Origin of the sequence: Olleya namhaensis, from assembly GCF_900114005.1 — a bacterium.
Taxonomy (GTDB): Bacteria; Bacteroidota; Bacteroidia; order Flavobacteriales; family Flavobacteriaceae; genus Olleya; species Olleya namhaensis.
Window position 1 is genome coordinate 209756 of sequence record NZ_FORM01000004.1, and the last position, 22627, is coordinate 232382.

24 protein-coding genes are annotated in these 22627 nt (G+C 33.0%); 14 read left to right on the plus strand and 10 right to left on the minus strand.

Features of this window, described 5'->3' with window-relative positions:
* The first annotated feature begins 1 nt into the window (after position 1).
* Genes BMZ09_RS08125 through BMZ09_RS08155 form a run of 7 tightly spaced genes read left to right on the plus strand, consistent with a single transcriptional unit; the run spans position 2 to position 7947 of the window.
* Entirely contained in the window at positions 2-997 is a 996-nt protein-coding gene (locus BMZ09_RS08125; protein ID WP_090839315.1) for a glycosyltransferase family 2 protein, read from the plus strand.
* Positions 998-1000: 3 nt separating this feature from the next.
* Positions 1001-1951 (plus strand): hypothetical protein, encoded by a 951-nt coding sequence (locus tag BMZ09_RS08130; RefSeq protein ID WP_090839318.1) that lies wholly within the window; start codon positions 1001-1003, stop codon positions 1949-1951.
* 25 nt (positions 1952-1976) lie between these two features.
* Entirely contained in the window at positions 1977-3095 is a 1119-nt protein-coding gene (locus BMZ09_RS08135; RefSeq protein WP_090839322.1) for a glycosyltransferase, read from the plus strand.
* Between the two features lies 1 nt (position 3096).
* Entirely contained in the window at positions 3097-4167 is a 1071-nt protein-coding gene (locus BMZ09_RS08140; RefSeq protein ID WP_090839324.1) for a glycosyltransferase, read from the plus strand.
* A gap of 5 nt (positions 4168-4172) precedes the next feature.
* Entirely contained in the window at positions 4173-5528 is a 1356-nt protein-coding gene (locus BMZ09_RS08145; protein ID WP_090839327.1) for an O-antigen ligase family protein, read from the plus strand.
* Positions 5482-6492, plus strand: coding sequence for a glycosyltransferase family 4 protein (locus BMZ09_RS08150; RefSeq protein ID WP_090839330.1), 1011 nt, complete (start codon positions 5482-5484; stop codon positions 6490-6492). Before BMZ09_RS08145 ends, BMZ09_RS08150 begins: the two co-directional genes overlap by 47 nt.
* A 60-nt stretch (positions 6493-6552) precedes the next feature.
* Entirely contained in the window at positions 6553-7947 is a 1395-nt protein-coding gene (locus BMZ09_RS08155; protein WP_090839333.1) for a sugar transferase, read from the plus strand.
* A gap of 13 nt (positions 7948-7960) precedes the next feature.
* On the opposite strand, the gene BMZ09_RS08160 is transcribed toward BMZ09_RS08155, so the two are convergent.
* Together BMZ09_RS08160 and BMZ09_RS08165 are read right to left on the minus strand one after the other, a co-directional pair.
* A complete protein-coding gene (locus BMZ09_RS08160) occupies positions 7961-9139 on the minus strand; it encodes a lipoprotein N-acyltransferase Lnb domain-containing protein (RefSeq protein WP_090839336.1) in 1179 nt (392 codons plus the stop codon).
* Between the two features lie 14 nt (positions 9140-9153).
* Positions 9154-10224: a putative type IX sorting system protein PorV2 gene (locus tag BMZ09_RS08165; RefSeq protein ID WP_245741117.1), complete on the minus strand. Its 1071-nt coding sequence runs from the start codon at positions 10222-10224 to the stop codon at positions 9154-9156.
* Positions 10225-10346: 122 nt separating this feature from the next.
* Between BMZ09_RS08165 and BMZ09_RS08170 the strand changes: the two genes are divergently transcribed.
* Together BMZ09_RS08170 and BMZ09_RS08175 are read left to right on the plus strand one after the other, a co-directional pair.
* Positions 10347-11096 (plus strand): CDP-alcohol phosphatidyltransferase family protein, encoded by a 750-nt coding sequence (locus BMZ09_RS08170; RefSeq protein WP_090839339.1) that lies wholly within the window; start codon positions 10347-10349, stop codon positions 11094-11096.
* 25 nt (positions 11097-11121) lie between these two features.
* Entirely contained in the window at positions 11122-11949 is an 828-nt protein-coding gene (locus tag BMZ09_RS08175; RefSeq protein ID WP_090839342.1) for a TerC family protein, read from the plus strand.
* Here the strand turns inward: BMZ09_RS08175 and BMZ09_RS08180 are convergent.
* The 6 genes from BMZ09_RS08180 to BMZ09_RS08205 form a co-directional block, all read right to left on the minus strand.
* Entirely contained in the window at positions 11946-12122 is a 177-nt protein-coding gene (locus tag BMZ09_RS08180; protein ID WP_090839345.1) for a type II toxin-antitoxin system antitoxin, read from the minus strand. The two genes, BMZ09_RS08175 and BMZ09_RS08180, sit on opposite strands and share 4 nt — an antisense overlap.
* A gap of 44 nt (positions 12123-12166) precedes the next feature.
* A complete protein-coding gene (locus BMZ09_RS08185) occupies positions 12167-13027 on the minus strand; it encodes an SPFH domain-containing protein (protein ID WP_090839348.1) in 861 nt (286 codons plus the stop codon).
* Between the two features lie 171 nt (positions 13028-13198).
* The gene (gene lptB / locus BMZ09_RS08190; protein ID WP_090839350.1) at positions 13199-13939 is read right to left on the minus strand and encodes an LPS export ABC transporter ATP-binding protein; all 741 of its coding nucleotides are present in this window, start codon (positions 13937-13939) and stop codon (positions 13199-13201) included.
* Positions 13940-14014: 75 nt separating this feature from the next.
* The gene (locus tag BMZ09_RS08195) at positions 14015-14377 is read right to left on the minus strand and encodes a carboxymuconolactone decarboxylase family protein (protein ID WP_090839353.1); all 363 of its coding nucleotides are present in this window, start codon (positions 14375-14377) and stop codon (positions 14015-14017) included.
* The gene (tatC, locus tag BMZ09_RS08200; protein ID WP_090839356.1) at positions 14361-15203 is read right to left on the minus strand and encodes a twin-arginine translocase subunit TatC; all 843 of its coding nucleotides are present in this window, start codon (positions 15201-15203) and stop codon (positions 14361-14363) included. The genes BMZ09_RS08195 and tatC overlap by 17 nt, the downstream gene beginning before the upstream one ends.
* Positions 15203-16168 carry a KpsF/GutQ family sugar-phosphate isomerase gene (locus BMZ09_RS08205; protein ID WP_090839359.1) on the minus strand — a complete coding sequence of 322 codons (966 nt, stop codon included), beginning with the start codon at positions 16166-16168 and terminating at the stop codon, positions 15203-15205. Before BMZ09_RS08205 ends, tatC begins: the two co-directional genes overlap by 1 nt.
* Before the next feature lie 199 nt (positions 16169-16367).
* Between BMZ09_RS08205 and BMZ09_RS08210 the strand changes: the two genes are divergently transcribed.
* Positions 16368-18560 (plus strand): ATP-dependent DNA helicase RecQ, encoded by a 2193-nt coding sequence (locus BMZ09_RS08210; RefSeq protein WP_090839362.1) that lies wholly within the window; start codon positions 16368-16370, stop codon positions 18558-18560.
* Between the two features lie 40 nt (positions 18561-18600).
* Here the strand turns inward: BMZ09_RS08210 and BMZ09_RS08215 are convergent, their stop codons facing one another.
* Positions 18601-19050 (minus strand): hypothetical protein, encoded by a 450-nt coding sequence (locus BMZ09_RS08215; RefSeq protein ID WP_090839365.1) that lies wholly within the window; start codon positions 19048-19050, stop codon positions 18601-18603.
* Between the two features lie 128 nt (positions 19051-19178).
* Here BMZ09_RS08215 and BMZ09_RS08220 point away from each other — a divergent pair, with 128 nt between their 5' ends.
* Entirely contained in the window at positions 19179-20111 is a 933-nt protein-coding gene (locus tag BMZ09_RS08220; RefSeq protein WP_090839368.1) for a peptidylprolyl isomerase, read from the plus strand.
* 105 nt (positions 20112-20216) lie between these two features.
* A complete protein-coding gene (locus tag BMZ09_RS08225) occupies positions 20217-20759 on the plus strand; it encodes a YfiT family bacillithiol transferase (RefSeq protein ID WP_090839371.1) in 543 nt (180 codons plus the stop codon).
* 3 nt (positions 20760-20762) lie between these two features.
* Here the strand turns inward: BMZ09_RS08225 and BMZ09_RS08230 are convergent, their stop codons facing one another.
* Complete coding sequence (locus BMZ09_RS08230; protein WP_090839375.1) at positions 20763-21167, minus strand: OsmC family protein; 405 nt, start codon at positions 21165-21167, stop codon at positions 20763-20765.
* 218 nt (positions 21168-21385) lie between these two features.
* Here BMZ09_RS08230 and BMZ09_RS08235 point away from each other — a divergent pair, with 218 nt between their 5' ends.
* The gene (locus tag BMZ09_RS08235; RefSeq protein WP_090839378.1) at positions 21386-21721 is read left to right on the plus strand and encodes a tRNA-binding protein; all 336 of its coding nucleotides are present in this window, start codon (positions 21386-21388) and stop codon (positions 21719-21721) included.
* Between the two features lie 3 nt (positions 21722-21724).
* Entirely contained in the window at positions 21725-22627 is a 903-nt protein-coding gene (locus BMZ09_RS08240) for a bile acid:sodium symporter family protein (protein ID WP_090839381.1), read from the plus strand.

A 22627-nucleotide genomic window follows, 5' to 3' on the forward strand; every position in this document is an offset into this window, starting at 1 on the left:
CATGAAGTTTTCTCTAATAATTTGCACGTATATGCGCCCAAAAGCGATAATTAAGCTTTTGGAATCGGTTAATAATCAAACATTGTATCCAAATGAGATTATTGTAATTGATGGTTCTACTGATACCTTGACTCAAGCAGTTTTAAAAACAAATACATTTAATAATTTAAAATATTATAATGTTGATGCTATTGATAGAGGATTAACTAAACAACGGAATATAGGTATTTCAAAAGTCTCAAACACCTCAAATATTGTTTGTTTTTTGGATGATGATGTTATTTTAGAGCCCAGTTATTTTGAGCAAATAGTAAACACTTATAGTATTTATCCTAAAGCGTTAGCTGTGGGAGGTTATATTACTAATGAAGTAGATTGGAAGCTTTCCGATAATACTAACAGTAAAAATAATTTTTACTACGATGGTTGGATGCGTAATGAGTCTTCAAGATTTAAAATGAGAGCAGTCTTTGGTTTAGAACCAGATGCTAAACCAGGCTATTTACCCACGTTTGCACATGGACGCTCTATAGGGTTTTTACCACCATCAGGAAAAACGTATAACGTTGAACAAATTATGGGTGGTGTTGCTAGTTATAAAAAAGAGGTGTTTGATTCCTTAAGTTTTTCGACGTATTTTGAAGGGTATGGTCTTTATGAAGATGCGGATTTTTCAATTAGATTAGCTAAGTTAGGACCAATATATATAAATACTAGAGCACGGTTAGCACATTATCATGATGGTTCTGGGCGCCCAAATCAATACAATTATGGTAAAATGGTAGTAAGAAACAGTTGGTATGTTTGGCGTGTTAAATATGCTAAACCTAGTTTTAAAGCACGTTTTAAGTTTTATGCTACGACTATATTGTTAATGACTATTCGCGGGACTAATTCTATTACTTCTCAAGAAAAACGAAAAGCTTTAACTGAAACCTTAGGACGATTTGTGGGTTTGATTTCGTTAATTTTTAATAAACCTAGCATTCAACTCTAATTTATGGAAACAGTATATATCTTAAATATTCCTAATTTTTATTCCTCTTATTATTTATCTGGTTTAAATAGTGTATTCCATATTAAGTTTGAAATGGATCCACGATTTTTAAAATATAATAATAGTTCTGTGCTTATTTTTAAAATTAAAAATCAAATTGGTGTAATAGATAATGATGATCCCGCCAAAGTAATTACAGAATTATATGAACTGTCTACTCGTTATTTTGCAACTAATAAACTAATAGGAAGTGCTTCGTATAATCAAGAAAAAGTTGAGCCATTATTTCCGCATTACCCAATAAATAATATAAAATTATATTTAGGTTTATATAATTTCAAATTATTAAAATATTTACCTTGGAAGCCTTTATTAAAACAGATTTACACTTTATTAAGAAGGCCTGTTTATAAGGAGTATAAGTATAAAGTTAATTTGAGTAATTTTATGTTTTTCTCATCAAATATTTGGAAAAAAGAATCAGAAGCTAATCTAATACGTGCGGATTTTATTCGGTTTTGTAAATCAGATAAAAGGGTTGTCTTTGAAGGAGGTTTTGTACCTAGGTCAGATGATGATAATCAGGGGTTTGATCAAGAGCTTAATAGTAAAAAGTATACACCAAAACTGTTTTCTAAATTAAGTGCTAAGTCAAAAATGGTATTAAATAATCCCGCTGTTGGTGGAGCGGTTAGTTGGAGATTAGCAGAGTATTTAAATCAAGGTGTTTTTATTTTGTCTTTTCCTTTTAAAATTGAATTGCCAATTGCTCTAATACATTCGAAAGATTTGTATTATGTTAATGATTCATCAGACTATTCTACTGTTTTCGATAAAGTATTAACAGATAATAAATATCACGAAAAGATATCAAGAGCAGGGAAAGCATATTTTGATCAGTATTGCACACCAAGTAGTCAAGCTAAATATATTGTGGAAACCCTTTTAAACTAATGTTTCGTAAATTAAAATTTTAATAATGCGTTTTTTAATAATAACTCATGTCTTGCATAAATCAAATGGCCCCAAATGGTATGCTTATGCACCCTATGTGCGCGAGATGAATTTGTGGTTGAAACATGTGGATGAGGTTGAGATTGTTGCTCCGGTAACTAGTATGCCTCTTTCCGAGATAGACATAGCTTATAGTCATGATCATATTACATTAACTCAGATACCTGCAATAGCCTTTATTAATATTAGTCGTGGAATAAGGTCATTATTGGCGTTGCCATATATTTTTTTTAAACTTTGGAAAGCTTGTAAGCGTGCAGATCATATTCATTTAAGATGTCCTGGTAATATTGGGTTATTAGGGAGTTTAATACAGATTTTTTTTCCAAAGAAAGTAAAAACTGCAAAATATGCAGGTAATTGGGATCCAAATGCAAAACAGCCTTTAAGTTATCGTCTTCAAAAAACGATTTTGAGTAATACAAAATACACAAAAAAGATGACTGCTCTAGTATATGGAGAGTGGCCTAATCAAACTAAAAATATTAAATCATTTTTTACAGCTACTTATAGAAATCAAGATCGGGTTGTACCTGTTATTCGTGATTATACAAAAGCATTAGAGTTTGTATTTGTAGGGAGTCTGGTAACTGGTAAGCGTCCGTTATTAGCTATTCAAATTGTGGAGCAATTATTAAGTCGAGGTGTTACATGTAAATTACAAGTGTTTGGAGATGGTGTTTTAAAACCGAAACTGCAACAGTACATAGATGATAAACAGTTAGGGAATTCAATTGTTCTGCATGGTAATAAAACTAGTGAAACAGTAAAAATAGCTTTACAATCTGCTCATTTTACAATATTAGCTTCTAAGTCCGAAGGTTGGCCTAAAGCCTTGGCAGAAGCTATGTTTTTTGGAGTCATACCCATTGCAACGTCTATATCTTGTGTTCCAAATATGTTAGACTATGGTAAACGAGGTATACTTATAGCGCCTAATTTAGAAGAGGCGGTATCCAAAATAGTACTAGCTTTAGAATCTAAACAAGCATTAGTGTCGGTGTCTAGATTGGCGTCGGATTGGTCACAACAATATACTTTAGATGTATTTGAAAGTGAAATTAAAAAACTATTAAAGTCTTAAGATGAGAGTATTGCAACTTATAGATAGTCTAGAAGCAGGAGGTGCAGAGCGGGTGGCTGTTAATTATGCAAATGGTCTGATTAGTCAAGTAGACGGTAGTTATTTGTGTGTGACTAGAGCAGAAGGTCTTTTAAAAGCTAGTGTAAACAAGGCGGTTGGTTATTTGTTTTTAAATAAAAAAGCAACAATAGATGTTTCGGCGATTTGGCGATTGTATCGTTTTATAAAAAAAGAAAACATAACAGTAATACACGCACATTCGTCGTCTTATTTTTTAGCTACGCTGATCACTATTTTAAATCCTAAATTAAAATTGGTGTGGCATGATCACTATGGTAAAAGTGAATTTTTAGAGCAACGTCCTAAACGTATTCTGCAATACTGCTCTAAATATTTTGATCACATATTTAGTGTCAATTCCAAATTAAAAGATTGGGCATCATCACACTTAAAAACAAAAACAGTTAGTTATTTACCTAATTACGCTGTGGTTGGAGATACAGTATTGTCTACTCGATTAAAAGGTACAGAAGGCAAGCGTATTGTTTGTTTGGCAAATTTAAGACCGCAAAAGGATCATTTAAATTTACTTAAAGCATTTAAATTAGTAGCTAAAAATAATCCAGATTGGACCTTGCATTTGGTAGGTAAAGATTTTGAGGATGATTATTCTAAGCACGTGTTTGAATATATTAAAAGCGAAGCATTGGAGGATCATGTCTTTTTTTATGGGAGTTGTGAAGATGTTTCTGCAATACTTTTAGCTTGCGATATAGGCGTTTTATCGTCTCAGTCAGAAGGCTTACCTTTGGCTTTATTAGAATATGGTTTGGCTAATTTGGCAGTTGTAGCTACTAATGTAGGCGAGTGTAACCAAATTATAAAAAATAAAAACACGGGTCTGTTAGTTAGTGCTGAAGACAGTAATGCTTTAGGTAATGCTATTATGTCTAGTATAGACGATCTTAATTTAAGACGCGCACACGCTAAACAGTTAACCCAGTTAATTAATACAGATTTTTCTGAAACGAGAGCGTTACAAACTATTGTAAATACTTACACGCTATTTTAAAATAAATGCAAAATAATTATTTAAAATTTTTAGGGATACATATTTTAATAGGTGCTTTGATTTACCTATTAAGGCCTTTAGGTAATCTTTATTTTGTAGGCGTCTTTTTCTTTTTTTTTATTAGGATTATCAACGCGAAGCAACAATTAAAAGGCTTCGAGATTGTTAGAGCTTGTGCTTACATTTTAGGAGCTGAGGTTATTTTACGTATGACGGAAAGTGGCCCATTTTACGAAGCTAGTAAGTATTTGGTCATTATGTTTTCTGTAATGGGCTTGTTTTATAATGGTTTTAACAAAAAAGCGACACCTTATTTATTGTATATCGTGCTTTTAATTCCTGCAGTGTATGTGTCGTTGTATCTTTTGGATGTTGGTGTAAATATCAAGAAAGCGATTGCTTTTAATTTGAGTGGTCCAGTATGTTTAGGTGTCGCAGCACTGTTTTGTTATAGTTTAAGGATCACAAAAACACAATTAGAATCTATTGTTAATTTTGCGATTTTTCCATTAGTAAGCACATTGACTTATGTTATTTTATATAACCCAAATGTAGCAGCGGTGTCCACTAGTACAGGATCTAATTTTGAAGCATCTGGAGGGTTTGGTCCCAACCAAATGGCTACTGTTTTAGGGTTAGGTTTTTTTTTGTTGACGGTTCGTTTTTTTTATTTTAGTAAAACGAAGTTGCTACGGTATTTGGATTTAGTATTAGTCTTGTTGTTTGCTTTTAGAGCAATTGTTACGTTTAGTAGAGGAGGAGTTTGGACTGCAATACTTATGATTATTGCATTTATATTTGTATTGTATCGCACGATGGATAAGTCTCGTAAAACTAAGATGTTACTATCTGTCGTTCTCTTTTTATGTATTGGTGTGGCTACTTGGGTTATTTCTGCGAGTCAAACTAATGGGATGATTGAGAAGCGTTATGCTAATCAAAACTCTATGGGGCATGTAAAAGAAGATGTGACCACGGGGAGGGGGATGCTTTTTTTAGCAGAGTTTGATGAGTTTATTGAAAACCCTTTTTTGGGAGTTGGTGTGGGGCGTGTTAAGGATTTAAGGTTTCAAAAAACGGGGATCCATGCGGCATCGCATAATGAAGTAAGTCGTATAATAGCAGAGCACGGGTTATTAGGTGTTTTTGCTTTTTCTATATTATTAGTTGTGCCATTATTGTTTAGAATAGGAAACCGTAGTAATGTGTTATTCTTTTCTTTTTATTTATTTTGGCTACTGACTATTAACCACTCGGCCATGCGTATTGCAGCGCCAGCTTTTATTTATGCATTAAGTTTATTACATATTATTGATGACAAACCTAATTTACATAGGAAACAAATTAACCAACACGGGTAAAACAGCCACGACTATTGATACTTTAGGCAAGGGGTTGGAAGACGCTGGTTTTAAAGTGTCTTATGCGTCTAGTTATACCAATATTGTATTCCGGTTTATAGATATGCTTTGGACGGTTTTTAAGCATCGTAAAGCCACGGATTACGTATTGATTGATACCTATAGCACATTAAACTTTTATTATGCTTATGGGGTCAGTCAGCTATGTCGTATGTTAAAACTAAAGTACATTCCTATTTTACATGGCGGTAATTTGTCTAATAGATTGAAAAATAATCCAAAATTAAGTGCTTCTATATTTAACAATGCCTACGTAAATAGTGCGCCTTCTAATTTTTTAAAGGTTCAGTTTAAAAACCATGGTTATACTAATGTTACAGTAATTCCTAATAGTATTGCCATCCAACAGTATTCGTTTAAACAGCGTACAATTGATCACATCCGTTTGCTTTGGGTACGTTCTTTTTCAGAATTATATAATCCTAAATTAGCTGTTTCCATTTTACATGCCCTAAAATTAAAGGGGGTTGATGCTACGCTTTGCATGATTGGACCAGATAATGATGGCAGCTTAAACACAACAAAAGCCTATGCTAAAAGCTTGGGGGTGTCTGTGGATTTTCCTGGTAAATTAAGTAAAGCAGACTGGATAGCACGTGCAAAGGATTATAATGTGTTTATTAATACGACTAATTTTGATAATACTCCCGTTAGTGTTATTGAAGCAATGGCATTAGGATTACCAATAGTTTCTACTAATGTTGGCGGTTTACCTTATTTAATAGAGGATTCTATAAATGGCGTATTGGTTGCTCCAGAAGCTATAGATGCTTTTGTTTCTGCTATTTTAGATTATAAAGACAAGCCTGAATTTTTACAGTCTGTTGTAAAACAAGCTAGATCTACTGCAGAATCTTTTGATTGGGAGGTTGTAAAACAACAGTGGTTGCTTACTTTAAAGTAAAAGACTTGCATTAATCCAATTACTTGTTATATTTGAATCAATTCTTCCAACTATACAACAATGACTGATACTAGTGGTATTCACTTTGAAATTTCTGAACGTAAGATTCTACTGCGTTTATTTGATTTACTTTTTATAGGATTATCGTTATTTGCAGTTAGTACGTTTTTTGATTTTGATTACTTTAGAGTTTACGAGGATAACTGGACATCGCTTGTAGTATTAGCTATATATATTACCGTATTTGGTACAGTATTAGAATTGTATGATTTACAAAAATCAAGTCGGTTAGATACGGTTTTAGGGACCGTGTTATTAACCACATCTGTAACGGTACTGTTTTATTTATTAACGCCTTTTTATACACCATCTTTACCAGAAAATAGATTGCAGATTCTGTATTTTTATTTAGCAATTCTATTTGGATTGTATGTTTGGAGATGGGCTTATATTACGTTTATTTCTTCTCCTAGATTTTTTAAAAAAGTACTTTTGGTTGGCGAAATTTCTAATATTAAAACCATTGTAGATGCATTTGCGAGCGCCGACCCTAATTATAAAATAATGGGGTTTATTAATTGTGAAACGGAAAAAAAACACGCTATTAAGTATACGGGGTTAAAAGAATATGCGCCTGCTGAGATACATCAAATAATTAAAGATGAGAGTATTTCTGAAGTGGTTATTGCTAGTTATAATTCTGAAAATATCACGTCTTCAATTTATACAGATTTAATAACATTATTAGAAAAAGGATTTCCAATAAAAGAGTACACGCAAGTGTATGAGGATATTACGTTTAGAGTGCCTGTGCAGTTTGTCGGGAAGGATTTTTATAAGTATTTTCCGTTTAGCCGAAACAATAAAAACAAGTTATACTTAACGGCGCGACGTATTTTTGATATCATATTATCTTGTGTTGGAATACTCTTAGGTACGGTATTTTTACCTTTAATTTTAATTGGTAATTTGATTGGTAACAGAGGTGGTTTGTTTTATTCACAGCAGCGTGTTGGTCAAAACGGTATTCCGTTTAAGATTTATAAATTTAGAACCATGGTTAAAAATGCCGAACAGGGAGGTGCTGTTTGGGCGACTAAAAATGATAGTCGTATAACCAGTTTTGGTAAATTTTTACGAACCTCTAGATTGGATGAAATTCCACAGTTTATAAATATTCTAAAAGGCGATATGAGTTTAATAGGACCACGTCCTGAACGTCCTTATTTTGTAGAAGAATTATCTCAAGTCATTCCTTTTTATGAAACGCGGCATATTGTAAAACCAGGATTGACCGGTTGGGCGCAAGTTAAAGCACGTTATGGTTCTAGTATTGATGATAGTTTGTTAAAACTACAGTATGATTTATACTATATCAAACACCGTAGTTTTTTACTTGATATTAATATCATTGTTAAAACGTTAAGTACTGTAATTTTCTTTAGAGGACAATAGGCAATCTAAAGCCTTATTGTAAACGATTTGCCTTGTAATATTTTAATAGATATGCATATCTAATAGCTAATGCGATTAATAAAGGTAGTAATGCAGGAGCAAAGCGTTGTACACCAATAGTCCAATGCATTACCATTAGGCATAACATTAAAATAGAAAACTTAATATAGGCAATAAACCAGTTTTTAGGCACTGCTTTTAAAAGTTGAGGTATACAGAAGACACTTAATGGAAATGCCCATAAGATGTTGTAATTATAAGCAGTAGCAGTATGATCTGTTGCAAACCAAAGTAAAAACAATAACACACCAATAACACCTGTTGTAATAAATAGTGTTAGGTCTAAACCTTTAGATCTGGTCTTGTTTTTGTTATCTGTATACGTTATAAAAACAATAATACCAGCTATAATGGTAAGCACTAATAATGGGCTTGTTATAAACGTACTTGTCTTATTGCTGTTAATCCCTTTTTGAGTGTAAATAGTTTTAGAGTTAAGGACTACCGGTTGTTTGGTGTCTTTTAAAGTTGCTGTTTCAAAATTTTGATTAACATACTCTGGTAAAAATAGTTGTTCTCTTTGTGTTGCTTTGCGGTCTATAATAGAACCTAAGGCGATATCTATTCCAAAGCTACCCCAAGTGTTCCAATGTAAATTACCGTCTATTAATTGTCTAAACGTTTGTTCTTGGTAGTCTTTTGGTAAGTTGTAGGTAAAATTATTGTCATAAGTAACTTCAACTGCATCTCTTATTTTTGTAGCGCAATTATCATAGAAAAAATCATATAAATAGGCGCCTTGATTTTTTTTGTAATTGGTTTCTAAGTAATTATTTAAGGCTTGTTTTTGCGCAAATGTTAAGCGTAACTCTTGTTCTTTAACCGTACGGTCTTCTCTAATATACAAGGCTACAAACCTATTGTAATCTGATTTACCTTGTAGGTAGTTTAGTTTTCCTCTTGCAAAATTTAAGTAGAAATTAGGGGCGTCAAAATCGTAACGACCAAAGTCATACGTGATATCAGAAAACCGAGATTTTACTCTAATAGCATTGTGCCCAAAAGCATCATTTAAATTATGTCCTGGCCCAATAGTAATAACACTAATAGTAGCATCTTGAGACAATGGAAGGCTTTGAGAAAACCCAATTGTTGTTGTAAATAAAAAGAAAAATTGTAAAGCTAATTTCATGCAACAAAGATAACTTATCTAAAAACACTAAAGTCAAGTTTTAACGAAAACACATTTGAATAAAGAGCAACACTTTGGTCTCCAATATCCGTAAATGCATAATCTACTTGGATGCCTTTATATTTAAAGCCAACACCAAAACTGGGCTGAAAGGTTAAATCTTCAGAGTTGTCTATTTGTAATTCGTTTTGAAAATTACCTACACCTGTTCTTAAATAAATCATATCCACGTATCCAAATTCAAATCCTAGCGCAGGATTTATACTTGCAAAAGAGGTTGATATAACATCGTTATTTTGTTCGAACCTAACATTTAAGTCTAATTCGGCTTCCAATGTATAGTCGTAATGGAAACGGTATAATTTGGCAATCCCAATTTGTAGTTTTGGTATCGTAATTTCGGTAGTTTCAGGCAGTTCTTGGTTTTGACCTTCTACTGCATTTTGTACTTTGGCAAATTCGTCTTCATTTATAGTCCAAGCATTAAAAGTTGTCGTTATATCACGTGCCATAATACCAAACTTCCAATTGTTGTCGCTCTGGAACTGTATGGCAGCATCTAAACCAAAGCCCCAACTAGAAGCAAAGTCTCCGATAATACGTCTAATAATTTTAGCATTGACACCATAACTTAACCCCTCAATAGGTAAATCTCGAGCGTAAGAAAATGTTAAGCCATAATCTGCTGTAGAAAATAAACTAATACGATCGTAGTTAACATTACCTTGTTCGTCAATAAGTTGTGTAGTGTCCAAAATGTCATCGACTGCAAATCTAATTAACGAGATTCCGAAAGCGCTCCTATCATCTAAAGGCATGGCAAAAGCAGCATAGTCGTAATTAGCAATATTTGCAAAATAACTAGAATGCATTAACGCTAATTGATTGTCTTCTAAATTGATAAGTCCTGCAGGGTTCCAGTAACCAGAGTTAACATCGTTAGTTCTAGCCACGGTAGCGCTACTCATTCCTAAAGCAGCTGCATCCACACCAATATTCATAAATTCGTTTGAATATTTACGTGTTGTTTGAGCAACGGTAAGTGTTGTGCTTAGGACTAAAAAAGCTAGTAAATGGACTTTCAATTTCAATTTTTTTTACAAAGATGCTATAATTTTTCTATATATTAAACTTCAAAATTAATAGTATATTGCTTAGTGTTTGGAATAGACCAAAATACTTTGTTATTTTTACAAAAAACTAACTGATGAACATCAAAGCTTTTATACCTAATTTTATTACGCTTCTAAATTTATTATGCGGAAGTATTGCAGTAATTTTTGCCATAAACAATCATTTTGTTTTTGCTGCCTTTTTTGTGTTTTTAGGTATTTTCTTTGATTTTTTTGATGGTCTTTTAGCACGTAAATTAAACGTGCAAAGTGAGCTTGGACTACAGTTAGATAGTCTTGCAGACATGGTGACTAGTGGATTAGTCCCAGGTTTAGTGCTTTTTAAATTATTAGAATTAGCGAGTAATAGTAAAGCCATTACACCAATAGATTCTTGGTCAGAAACTATGGAGTGGACGGGATATCATTTTAATTTATTGCCATTTATAGGGTTATTTGTAACCTTAGCATCTGCATACAGATTGGCGCGTTTTAATATAGACGAAGACCAACAGAGTTACTTTAAAGGCTTACCAACACCTGCTAATGCATTACTAATTTTGTCATTACCTTTAATTTTAGAGTTTCAGAATAATGATTTGATTAATAGTATTATACTTAATAAGTGGTTTTTAATAGCCTTGACAATATTAAGTTGTTATATATTGAACTCGCCAGTAAAGTTATTTGCTTTAAAATTTAAAAACTGGAGTTTTAAACCGAACGCTGTCCGTTATATCTTTATTATTTTAAGCATTGTGCTTTTAATAGTATTACATTTTGCTGCTATACCGGTAGTTATTTTACTTTACATATTACTATCCTTATTTAATAATATCAATTAAATTTTCTTAATCAACTAATTACATCATGTTACAAATTGTTTTTACATTATTAATGCTTGTCTTATTGCAAGCAGTTTTAGGTTTTGATAACCTTTTATATATCTCTTTAGAATCTAAAAAAGCACCAGAAGCTGATCAAAAGCGTGTTAGAAAAGTGGGTATTTTAATAGCTATTGTACTGCGTATTATTTTATTGTTTGTACTAGTATCTATTATTGACTTTTTTAAAGAACCTTTTTCTTTTATGACAGGGGAGTTTGGGAGTGTTGCTAGTTTTGCTTTTAACGGGCATAGTTTAATTGTACTTGCTGGAGGTGGTTTTATTATCTATACGGCTATTAAAGAAATATGGCACATGATTGGTGCACACGATTTAGATGTGGATATTGAAGGTGATGGTAAACGCGGTAAATCTGCAAATGCTGTGGTAACTAGTATAGTTATTATGAATCTAGTATTCTCTTTTGACTCTATTTTAGCAGCCATAGGATTAACTAGTGAGATAGAAAATAGTACAACAGCGTTTATTGTTATGGCAATTGCGATTGTAATTAGTGGGTTGTTAATGTTGTTTTTAGCCGATAGAATCTCAGTGTTTTTAGCTAAAAACCGTATGTATGAAGTCTTAGGTTTATTTATCTTATTTATAGTTGGAATCATGTTAGTAACAGAAGGTGGGCATTTGGCACACTTAAAGTTATTTGGAAACCCAATTGAGTCTATGAGTAAGACAACCTTTTACTTTGTATTGGTTATTTTAATTATTGTGGACGTTGTGCAAGGGCGTTATCAAAAGAAGATTTTGGCAGAAAATGCCTCAAGGAATAAAGTAAAAGATACTAACGATATTTAATCGTTAGTATCAGGTGTTCTTTTTTTAGGGCTGCGTTTTGCTTTTTTTAGGCTCTCGTTTAGCATCCATTCAATTTGACCATTAGTGCTGCGGAACTCATCCGCAGCCCATTTTTCTATGGCTTTCATCATGTCTTCATTTATACGTAATGCAAAAGCTTTTTTCTTAGCCATTTATAGTATTAGTTAAAGTGTTGTGATTAATGCAAATGTATTGCTTATTGGTTTAAAGTCCCTGTATTTAATACTGGAGATGCATCTTTATCTCCACAAAGGATAACCATTAGGTTACTAACCATGGCAGCTTTACGATCGTCATCTAACTCTACAATATTCTTTTTACCTAGTTCTTCTAAAGCCATTTCGACCATGCTTACAGCACCTTCTACAATTTTATGACGTGCTGCAACTATAGCGGTTGCTTGCTGTCTTTTAAGCATTGCACTAGCTATTTCCTGTGCGTATGCTAAATATCCAATTCTTGCTTCTAATACTTCGATTCCTGCAATAGATAAACGTTCGTCAATTTCTTTTTCAAGCGCTTCACTAACTTCATTTACACTTGAGCGTAAGGTGATATCTTCAACATGACCTTCGTCTGCAAAATTATCATAAGGATACATACTAGCTAGTTTTCTTACGGCTGCATCGGTTTGTACTTTTACAAAGTTTTCGTAATTATCTACATCAAAAGATGCTTTGTAAGTATTAGTGACGCGCCATACTAAGATTGTACTAATCATAATTGGGTTTCCTAGCTTGTCGTTTACTTTTAAACGTTCGCTATCAAAATTACTAGCACGTAAAGAAATTGCTTTTTTATTGTATAAAGGATTCACCCAAAACAGACCATTAGATTTTATACTTCCAACGTACTTTCCGAATAAAAGTAATACTCTAGAGTTGTTAGGATTTACTAATACAAATCCTTTAAATAATATAATAGCAGCAACTAAACCAAATATGTATAACGGGTTTTTGGTTGTAATTATTAGGTAGATGCTAGTGACTATTAATGCAATAGTTATGGCTAGTATTAAATAGCCATTTAATGGTTTGATTTCTTTTTCTTGATTCATAGTTGGTGATTTAGTATGATATTATTTTGATATCATAAAGATATATAAAATTTACATACGAATCCTATTTAATTTTAAAATAAAAACAAATGTTAGATTTAGAGCAAAAGAAAACAGCTACACTCTTTAGTTAAGAGTATAGCTGTTTGTGTTGTATTTATGAGATTAAATTTAGTCTCTAATTTTTTTCTTACGTAGTTCAAAGTTTTGACCCAAGTATACTTTACGTACCATTTCATCATTAGCAAGTTCTTCTGGTTCTCCTGCTTTAAGGATACTTCCTTCAAACATAAGATATGTACGGTCCGTAATAGCTAACGTTTCTTGTACGTTGTGATCTGTAATTAATATACCAATGTTTTTTTTGGTTAACTGTGCTACAATACGTTGTATGTCCTCTACAGCAACAGGATCTACTCCTGCAAAGGGTTCGTCTAATAATATAAAACTAGGATTAGTGGCTAATGCACGTGCAATTTCTGTACGACGACGCTCTCCTCCTGATAATAAATCACCTCTACTTTTACGGATGTGACCTAAACTAAACTCCTCAATTAAAGACTCCATGCGGTGCAATTGTTCTTTTTTTGTAAGCTTAGTCATTTGTAACACGCTTAGAATATTATCTTCAATACTTAGTTTTCTAAACACAGATGCTTCTTGCGCTAAATATCCAATTCCGTTTTGAGCACGCTTGTACATTGGGTAATTAGTAATGTTGGTGTCGTCTAAGTAGATATTTCCAGCATTAGGTTTTACCAAACCAACCGTCATGTAAAACGACGTTGTTTTTCCAGCACCATTAGGACCTAAAAGCCCAACAATTTCACCTTGACTAACCTCAAGCGATACGTCTTTTACTACTTTACGTCCATTATAGGACTTCATTAAATGTTCGGCTCTAAGCTTCATTTGGTGTGTTTAATTGTGCTAAAAATAAGCATTTCAGTATAACTTGTAAAATAGGCGCTTTATTTTATATAAAGTTTAACCTTGCTTTGTTTCATCTTGAGCTTCTAAAGCCTCCCAATACTCATAAGCACGACGTAAGTGTGGTATAACAATAGTGCCACCAACTAAAGTTGCAATACTTAACGTTTCCATAACTTGCTCTTTAGATAAACCATGGTTGTAACTAGACTCTAAATGGTATTTTATACAGTCATCACATCGTAATACTGTAGAGGCTACTAAACCTAATAACTCTTTAGTTTTAACATCCAAAGCGCCTTCAGAAAAAGCATTGGTGTCTAAATTAAAAATACGTTTGATTATTTTATTATTATCGCCTAGAATTTTATCATTCATTTTTTCGCGATAGTCGTTAAATTCTTTAACTGGTTCTGACATTTTTTTCTTTTTTATTTTCTTTTTTTTCTTTTTTCACTACAACTCTAGAGATATGAATACTTACTTCATATAAGATTATTACAGGAATCGCTACAATAATTTGACTGGCTACATCTGGAGGTGTAATTACAGCCGACAAAATTAATACAATAACCAATGCAAATTTTCGGTATTTTTTTAAAAATTCAGGAGTAACCAAACCAACTTTTGTAAGAAAGTAGATTAATATAGGTAACTCAAATATTATTCCAGAAGCTAATACAGATGCTCTGATTAACCCGATATAAGACGAAATGTCAATCTCATTGGATACCTCTGCACTAACAGAATACGTCCCTAAAAAGTTAATAGATAGCGGTGTTATAATATAATATCCAAAAAGGACACCCATAAAAAATAACAAGGACGATATAATAATAAATCCTGTTGATGTTCTTCTCTCTTTAGAGGTTAATCCCGGGCTGATAAATTTCCATAATTGATAGATCACATAAGGGAAGGCTACAATAAAACCAGCATAAATGGACGTCCAGATATGTATGGAAAATTGCCCTGCCATTTCACGGTTTTGAATAATAAAGGGAAAGGAATCTGCACAAAAACTAATGTCTTCAATTCCAAAAAACTGAGACATTTCACACAAACCTTTGTAGGTTGGAAACGTCATTTTTTGAGGTGCAAATAAAACGCTGTCAAACATAAATGTTGGAAAGCAAAAGGCCACCATACCACAAAGCACAACAGCAGAAACGATTCTAATTAAATGCCATCTTAAATCCTCAAGATGATCTAAGAAAGACATCTCGTTTACATTTTTTTTCGCCATTATAAAATACCTTCTCTAATTAAATCGTGGATATGTACCACACCAGCGTATTTGCCTTCTTTTTCTACTAATATTTGAGAGATACCGTACGTTTCTAAAACCTCCATAGCATCAATAGCCATAGCATCTTCTTCGATACGTTTTGGGTTAGCACTCATAATATCTTTAGCAGTTAAATCTGTAAAATTATCTACTTTACTTAACATACGACGTAAGTCCCCGTCTGTAATAATGCCAACAATAGCATTGTTTTCTGTAACAGCAGTAACACCTAACATTTTTTCGGAAATTTCAATAATCACCTGTTTAATATTGGTGTCTAAAGTAACTTCTGGTTTTTGGTTTACAGAAGAAATATCTTCAACTCTTAAATATAATTTTTTTCCTAAAGCACCACCTGGATGATACTTGGCAAAATCTTTACTTGAAAACCCTCTTAATTCTAATAAGCTTACCGCCAACGCATCACCTAAGACTAATTGTGCAGTTGTACTTGTTGTTGGGGCTAAATTATTTGGACACGCTTCTTTTTGTACAAAAGCATTTAAGATATAGTCTGCTTGTTGTCCTAAAAACGAGTCTTTATTACCAGTAATGGCAATCATTTTGTTTTTAGCATTTTTAATTAATGGCACTAAGACTTTAATTTCTGGTGTGTTTCCACTTTTAGAAATACAGATTACCACATCATCTTGCAGTATCAATCCTAAATCGCCATGGATGGCATCCGCAGCATGCATAAATACAGCAGGTGTACCGGTAGAATTTAAAGTTGCTACAATTTTTGTAGCTATAATAGCACTTTTACCAATACCTGTAATAATAACACGACCTTTAGAATTATAGATTAATTCTACAGCGTCCGCAAAGTCGTTATCAATTAAAGTAGAGAGGTTTAGTATTGACTCCCCTTCTAATTTAATTGTTTCTTTTGCGCTACTAATAATAGATGCTTTTGTTTTCAATGTATTTAATTTTTTTGGTTTATAAAGATTTTACTATCTTTAGTTTTATTCTAAAAAAGCGACAAAGCTTTAATATAATAATATTGGCAACAAATTTAGCGAAAAAATTGGGAGGGGAATTCAATTTTTAGCAACATTTTATTTGTTAGTCATATGTAAGTAAGTGTAAATAATTAATTTAATACGTAAGTTATAACTAGTGAAAAGCGATTTGCATTCTGCATTAAAAAAATACTTTGGGTTTGACGAGTTTAAAGGACTTCAAGAACAGGTTATACAAAGTATTACAAAACAAGAAAATACATTTGTGATAATGCCAACTGGTGGTGGTAAAAGTTTATGCTACCAATTGCCAGCGTTGATGCAAGAAGGGACTGCTATTGTAGTGTCTCCTTTAATTGCATTAATGAAAAATCAAGTAGATGCCATTCGTGGTATCTCTAATGAGCATGGTGTTGCACATGTATTAAATTCATCTTTAAACAAGACAGAAGTAAAACAAGTTAAAGAGGATATTACTAACGGTATTACAAAACTATTATATGTAGCACCAGAATCGCTGACCAAAGAGGAAAACGTGGAGTTTTTACGCACTGTAAAAATCTCGTTTATGGCGGTAGATGAAGCGCATTGTATTAGTGAGTGGGGTCATGATTTTAGACCAGAGTACCGAAATTTAAGATCTATTATAAGACGTATAGGGGATAATATTCCTATTATTGGTTTAACAGCAACCGCAACACCTAAAGTGCAAGAGGATATCTTGAAAAACTTAGGGATGAATGATGCTAATACGTTTAAAGCTTCTTTTAATAGACCTAATTTATATTACGAAATACGTCCAAAAACGAAAACTGTAGATTCTGATATTATCCGTTTTGTAAAACAAAACGAAGGTAAGTCAGGGATTATTTATTGTTTGAGCAGAAAGCGCGTGGAAGAGTTAGCACAAGTATTGCAAGTTAATGGTATTAAAGCAGTACCGTATCATGCCGGATTGGATGCTAAAAAACGATCTAACCATCAAGATATGTTTTTGATGGAAGATATTGACGTTGTTGTCGCTACCATTGCTTTTGGGATGGGAATAGACAAGCCGGATGTACGTTTTGTAATTCACCATGACATACCTAAAAGTATTGAAAGTTATTACCAAGAAACAGGTCGTGCAGGACGTGATGGAGGAGAAGGACATTGTTTAGCGTATTATGCATATAAGGATATAGAAAAACTAGAAAAGTTTATGTCTGGTAAACCTGTAGCGGAGCAAGAGATTGGTCAAGCGTTACTGCAAGAGGTTGTCGCTTTCGCGGAAACTTCAATATCACGACGTAAATTTATATTGCATTATTTTGGAGAAATGTTTGACAACGCCACTGGAGATGGTGGAGATATGGATGATAACATGCGTTTTCCAAAAGACAAACAAGAAGCACAAGACGATGTTAAATTGCTTTTAGAAATTGTTGATGCAACTAACGAAAAGTATAAAGCAAAAGAACTAGTAAATGTTATTACTGGAAAATCAAATGCTTTAATAGCATCACATAAAACAGATGCACAGCCCTTTTTTGGAAAAGGAAGTGCAAAAGATAAATCCTATTGGATGGCCTTAACACGCCAAATATTAGTGACAGCTATGCTTAAAAAAGATATCGAAACTTACGGTGTCATTAAGTTAACAGATAAGGGAAGAGCGTTTATTGACACCCCATTCTCTTTTATGATGACTAAAGATCATCAGTTTGGAGACGAAACCGATAATTCTATTATCACAGCACAAAGTGGTGCTGGTGCAGTTGTGGATGAGGCTTTAATGAAAATGCTAAAAGATTTAAGAAAATCTAATGCTAAAAAATTAGGTGTACCTCCTTTTGTAATATTTCAAGATCCTTCATTGGAGGATATGGCTTTAAAATATCCAATAACACTTGGCGAATTATCCAATGTACATGGTGTTGGAGAAGGGAAAGCTAAAAAGTACGGAAAAGATTTTGTTAGCTTAATTGCGCAATATGTGGAGGATAATGATATTATTAGACCCGATGATTTAGTTGTTAAATCTACAGGAAGTAACTCTGCTCTTAAATTATATATCATCCAAAATGTGGACAGAAAGTTACCATTAACAGATATCTCTTCTGCAAAAGGAATGGAAATGCCTGCTTTTATTAAAGAAATGGAAGCTATTGTATTTTCGGGAACAAAACTAAATATCGATTATTGGATAAATGATATTTTAGATGAAGACCAACAGGAAGAAATTCATGACTACTTTATGGAGTCAGAAACAGATAAAATAGATGTGGCAATAGATGAGTTTGATGGCGACTATGATGACGAAGAATTACGTCTGTATCGTATCAAATTTATTAGCGAAGTCGCTAATTAATATTACACATTACAGTACTAAAAGAGGAAAACGACAGTTGCTACTGCTCGTTTTCCTCTTTTATTTTTGCAATAGGTTTAAACACAAACGTGTTCTTTTTTATATTTAACGTGATACTTTTTATAGTAGATCGTTTTATTTTTTCGACAGTATCTTTTTCAATTTCAAAATCAATACGTGTTGCATTACCCTTAAAAATATCTACAGGATCAGATTCTATTTCGTCCATATCAGATTTTAAGCTCAAGTTATACCCTTCGCCATCTACTAACAATGTAGCACCAGTTTTGGTTTTAGTATTTAAGCGCCCAATAACGTACGTTTGTAAATAATAGTAACCACCAAGCTCATTATAACCAGCATAAATAACATTTTGATCAGATACGCCAAGTGGGGCATCTTCACTATGTTTTAAAACGGTTTCGATATAATCAGCGTCTTCAGCTTGACTTGTCTTATTTCCTCCAAAAATTTTACTAAATACACCCATAGTTTATTTTAATCTGTGTCAAATCTAATAAAATTTAAGAGAATAGGATTCGCTTAAAAAAAATGATATCAGATAACACATACCTTTTAACTTCTTTATATCTTTGCAGTTCATTAAAAAACAATGTAATGCAAGACGGTTTATACGCAAAATTTAATACGAATAAAGGCGAGATTTTAGTCGCTTTAGAATTTGAAAAAACGCCTGGAACAGTTGGTAACTTTGTTGCTTTAGCAGAAGGGAATATGGAAAATAAGGTTAAGCCTCAAGGTACACCTTACTACGATGGATTAAAGTTTCATAGAGTTATAGATAATTTTATGATCCAAGGAGGATGTCCTCAAGGTTCTGGAACAGGAGATCCAGGGTATAAATTTGATGACGAATTTCATCCTGAATTAAAACATAGTGGGCCTGGAATATTAAGTATGGCCAATTCTGGACCAGGAACAAACGGAAGTCAATTTTTTATTACACATATTGCTACAGATTGGTTAGACGGTAATCATACTGTATTTGGTAATGTAGTAAAAGGACAAGATATAGTAGACGCTATCGCTCAAGGAGATCAAATTGATACTTTAGAGATTGTTAGAGTTGGTGCTGCTGCAGAAAGTTTTAATGCTATTGAAGCATTTAGAACATTTGAAGGAGCAAGAGAAAAGCGTATTGCTGCGGAACGTGAAGAAAAGCGAGCTGAGTTAGATAAATTAGCGGCAGGTTTTGAAGAAACTGAAAGTGGTTTACGTTACCAAATCATCCAAAAAGGAGCTGGTAAAAAAGCAGAAAAAGGAAACCAAGTATCTGTGCACTATAAAGGACAATTAGCAGACGGAACTGTATTTGATAGTTCTTACAAACGTAACCAACCTTTAGATTTTCAAGTAGGAGTAGGTCAAGTTATTTCTGGTTGGGATGAAGGGATTCAATTATTAAACGTAGGTGATAAGGCGCGTTTTGTAATACCTTCAGACTTAGGATATGGAGCAAGAGGTGCAGGAGGAGCAATTCCACCTAACGCCGTACTTGTATTTGATGTAGAGCTTGTTGACGTTAAATAATAATATTACTGTATAATATTTAGCACGTTTAAATACTATATTAAAACACTAATAAAACCTTAAAAGAGTCAAATCTTTTGAGGTTTTTTTATTTACTTTTACCTCATGACAGACCTGCAACTAGAAACATTAAAATACCCTATTGGTACATTTGATTGTCCATCAACTATTACAAAAGCCATGACAGAGGCTTGGATTTCTATTTTAGAACATTTTCCTAATAGATTAGAGCAATTAGTATCTGATTTATCGGATAAGCAATTAGATACACCATATCGTGTTAATGGTTGGACGGTTAGGCAGGTGGTACATCATGTTGCGGATAGTCATCATCATAGTTATATCCGTTTTAAATGGGCTATGACGGAAGATAATCCTGTGATTAAAGCATATAACGAAAACACATGGGCTGCACAGCATGATTACAATCAGCCTATCGAATTGTCATTATTACACATCAAAGCGGTACATGCTAAGTTGGTACATTATGTTAAAGGATTAAGTATAGAGCAGTTACAACGTACCTTTATACATCCTGAAAGTAATGAAACGGTTGCTTTAACTAAAAACTTAGGGATTTATGCATGGCATAGTAATCACCATTATGCGCATATACAAGAACTGATTAAACGCGAAGGTTGGATGTAACCGCTAATTGGGTGTTTTTATAATCGTGCCATTTATAGCGCAACATTGACTTACAGTGTTGTAAATAGTGCCAAATTTTTCAATATTTTTTTTAAGTAAATTGATGTTTAAACTGTCATCATCACTATAAATTTTTAGCTTATAATTTATCTGGTCCATTCTAGGTGGTTTCTCTAAACGTGTCGCACCAACGGTTATTTCTGCTTTTGTGTACTCAAACTTCATTAAGATAGAAAAGCGCTCAACATTTTTAAGAATACACGCCGAAAAAGACCCTAAGAATAATTCTGCGGGGTTAGCTAATGTGTCAGCAGATGCTTTAGTTGTTCCAAAGTTAATATCAGATTGTTTAATCTGCATAGATGCATTGTTGTTTGCTTTGGATTGGGCTGTAATGGAATAGGTCATAATCTGTTTTTATTAACTATTTATATAGATGCTTTTTACAATCAGTTTTAGTTTTTAAAGACGGGTGTGTTTAAAGCGAAATATCATAAAAAACACCCCAATAAAGATACCAATTTCTTCAATTTGAAATTAAACTTTTGATATGATTTAAATCATGTCATTTTTAGTATTTCATTTTAAAATATTACATTGCAGTATAACCACAACCTAACTAAGTCATGAGTGATACTATTCAATTTGACGATTTTACCAAAGTCGATTTACGTATTGGTACTATATTAGAAGTCAACGATTTTCCTGAAGCCAGAAATCCTGCGTATCAATTAACTATTGATTTTGGAGATTTAGGTGTCAAGAAAACCAGTGCGCAAATAACAACTCTGTATACAAAAGAAACCTTGCTTAATAGGCAAATTGTTGCTGTAGTAAATTTTCCTAGAAAACAAATTGCTAAATTCATGAGTGATTGTCTTGTAGTTGGAGCAGTAGATGGTAAGGATGTTATTTTACTTAATCCAGAAAGTAAAGTGCCAAATGGTACTGCGGTATCATAGTTTATGGTAGAGGTCGATCACGCGCAAATCAACTTTGATTCTAATGGTCTTTTTATTTTAAATATTGCCTTAGCTATTGTCATGTTTGGTGTAGCTTTAGGTATAAATATTCAAGATTTTAAACAATTAATCAAGCAGCCTAAACCTATTCTTGTAGGTTTACTGTCTCAGTTTGTATTATTACCTTTAGTCACCTTTTTATTAGTCATTTTAATACAGCCAGAACCTAGTATTGCGTTAGGTATGTTTATGGTGGCAGCATGTCCTGGTGGTAATATTAGTAATTTTATAACCCACTTGTCTAAGGGTAATACCGCACTGTCCATTAGTCTAACCGCTTTTGCGTCTGTATTAGCGTTGGTATTTACGCCTTTTAATTTTCAGTTGTATGGTAATTTATATGCGCCGACAGCTACGATATTAAAATCGGTAACTTTGCAACCTATGGCTATATTTAAAATTATGGCATTAATTTTAGGGCTTCCGTTAATAGGAGGGATGTTATTAAATTATTATCGACCAAAATGGTCTAATCAGTTGTCTAAAGTTTTGAAGCCAGTATCTATCTTCATTTTTATTAGCATCATAGTTATTGCATTTTCAAAAAATATAACAGTATTTACTGATTTTATACATCACGTATTAGCGATCGGAATAAGTCATAATATTGTGGCTTTATTATTGGGCTTTTTGGTAGCGAAAGCTTTTAGGTTGTCATTTAAAAATCAAAAAACGTTAAGTATCGAAACCGGAATTCAAAATTCAGGGCTTGGATTGTTATTGGTCTTTACTTTTTTTGATGGCTTAGGCGGAATGGCAGTTTTGGTTGCCTTTTGGGGAATTTGGCATATTATTTCTGGGTTAATACTAGCGTCGTTTTGGACGAGATCAAATGAAAAAATATAA

Bases quoted from the DNA above. Each gene is read 5' to 3' on its own strand.
- BMZ09_RS08125 (WP_090839315.1), top strand. From the start codon at position 2: ATGAAGTTTTCTCTAATAATTTGCACGTATATGCGCCCAAAAGCGATA.
- BMZ09_RS08130 (WP_090839318.1), top strand. From the start codon at position 1,001: ATGGAAACAGTATATATCTTAAATATTCCTAATTTTTATTCCTCTTAT.
- BMZ09_RS08135 (WP_090839322.1), top strand. From the start codon at position 1,977: ATGCGTTTTTTAATAATAACTCATGTCTTGCATAAATCAAATGGCCCC.
- BMZ09_RS08140 (WP_090839324.1), top strand. From the start codon at position 3,097: ATGAGAGTATTGCAACTTATAGATAGTCTAGAAGCAGGAGGTGCAGAG.
- BMZ09_RS08145 (WP_090839327.1), top strand. From the start codon at position 4,173: ATGCAAAATAATTATTTAAAATTTTTAGGGATACATATTTTAATAGGT.
- BMZ09_RS08150 (WP_090839330.1), top strand. From the start codon at position 5,482: ATGACAAACCTAATTTACATAGGAAACAAATTAACCAACACGGGTAAA.
- BMZ09_RS08155 (WP_090839333.1), top strand. From the start codon at position 6,553: ATGACTGATACTAGTGGTATTCACTTTGAAATTTCTGAACGTAAGATT.
- BMZ09_RS08160 (WP_090839336.1), bottom strand. From the start codon at position 9,139: ATGAAATTAGCTTTACAATTTTTCTTTTTATTTACAACAACAATTGGG.
- BMZ09_RS08170 (WP_090839339.1), top strand. From the start codon at position 10,347: ATGAACATCAAAGCTTTTATACCTAATTTTATTACGCTTCTAAATTTA.
- BMZ09_RS08175 (WP_090839342.1), top strand. From the start codon at position 11,122: ATGTTACAAATTGTTTTTACATTATTAATGCTTGTCTTATTGCAAGCA.
- BMZ09_RS08180 (WP_090839345.1), bottom strand. From the start codon at position 12,122: ATGGCTAAGAAAAAAGCTTTTGCATTACGTATAAATGAAGACATGATG.
- BMZ09_RS08185 (WP_090839348.1), bottom strand. From the start codon at position 13,027: ATGAATCAAGAAAAAGAAATCAAACCATTAAATGGCTATTTAATACTA.
- lptB (WP_090839350.1), bottom strand. From the start codon at position 13,939: ATGAAGCTTAGAGCCGAACATTTAATGAAGTCCTATAATGGACGTAAA.
- BMZ09_RS08195 (WP_090839353.1), bottom strand. From the start codon at position 14,377: ATGTCAGAACCAGTTAAAGAATTTAACGACTATCGCGAAAAAATGAAT.
- tatC (WP_090839356.1), bottom strand. From the start codon at position 15,203: ATGGCGAAAAAAAATGTAAACGAGATGTCTTTCTTAGATCATCTTGAG.
- BMZ09_RS08215 (WP_090839365.1), bottom strand. From the start codon at position 19,050: ATGGGTGTATTTAGTAAAATTTTTGGAGGAAATAAGACAAGTCAAGCT.
- BMZ09_RS08220 (WP_090839368.1), top strand. From the start codon at position 19,179: ATGCAAGACGGTTTATACGCAAAATTTAATACGAATAAAGGCGAGATT.
- BMZ09_RS08225 (WP_090839371.1), top strand. From the start codon at position 20,217: ATGACAGACCTGCAACTAGAAACATTAAAATACCCTATTGGTACATTT.
- BMZ09_RS08230 (WP_090839375.1), bottom strand. From the start codon at position 21,167: ATGACCTATTCCATTACAGCCCAATCCAAAGCAAACAACAATGCATCT.
- BMZ09_RS08235 (WP_090839378.1), top strand. From the start codon at position 21,386: ATGAGTGATACTATTCAATTTGACGATTTTACCAAAGTCGATTTACGT.
- BMZ09_RS08240 (WP_090839381.1), top strand. From the start codon at position 21,725: ATGGTAGAGGTCGATCACGCGCAAATCAACTTTGATTCTAATGGTCTT.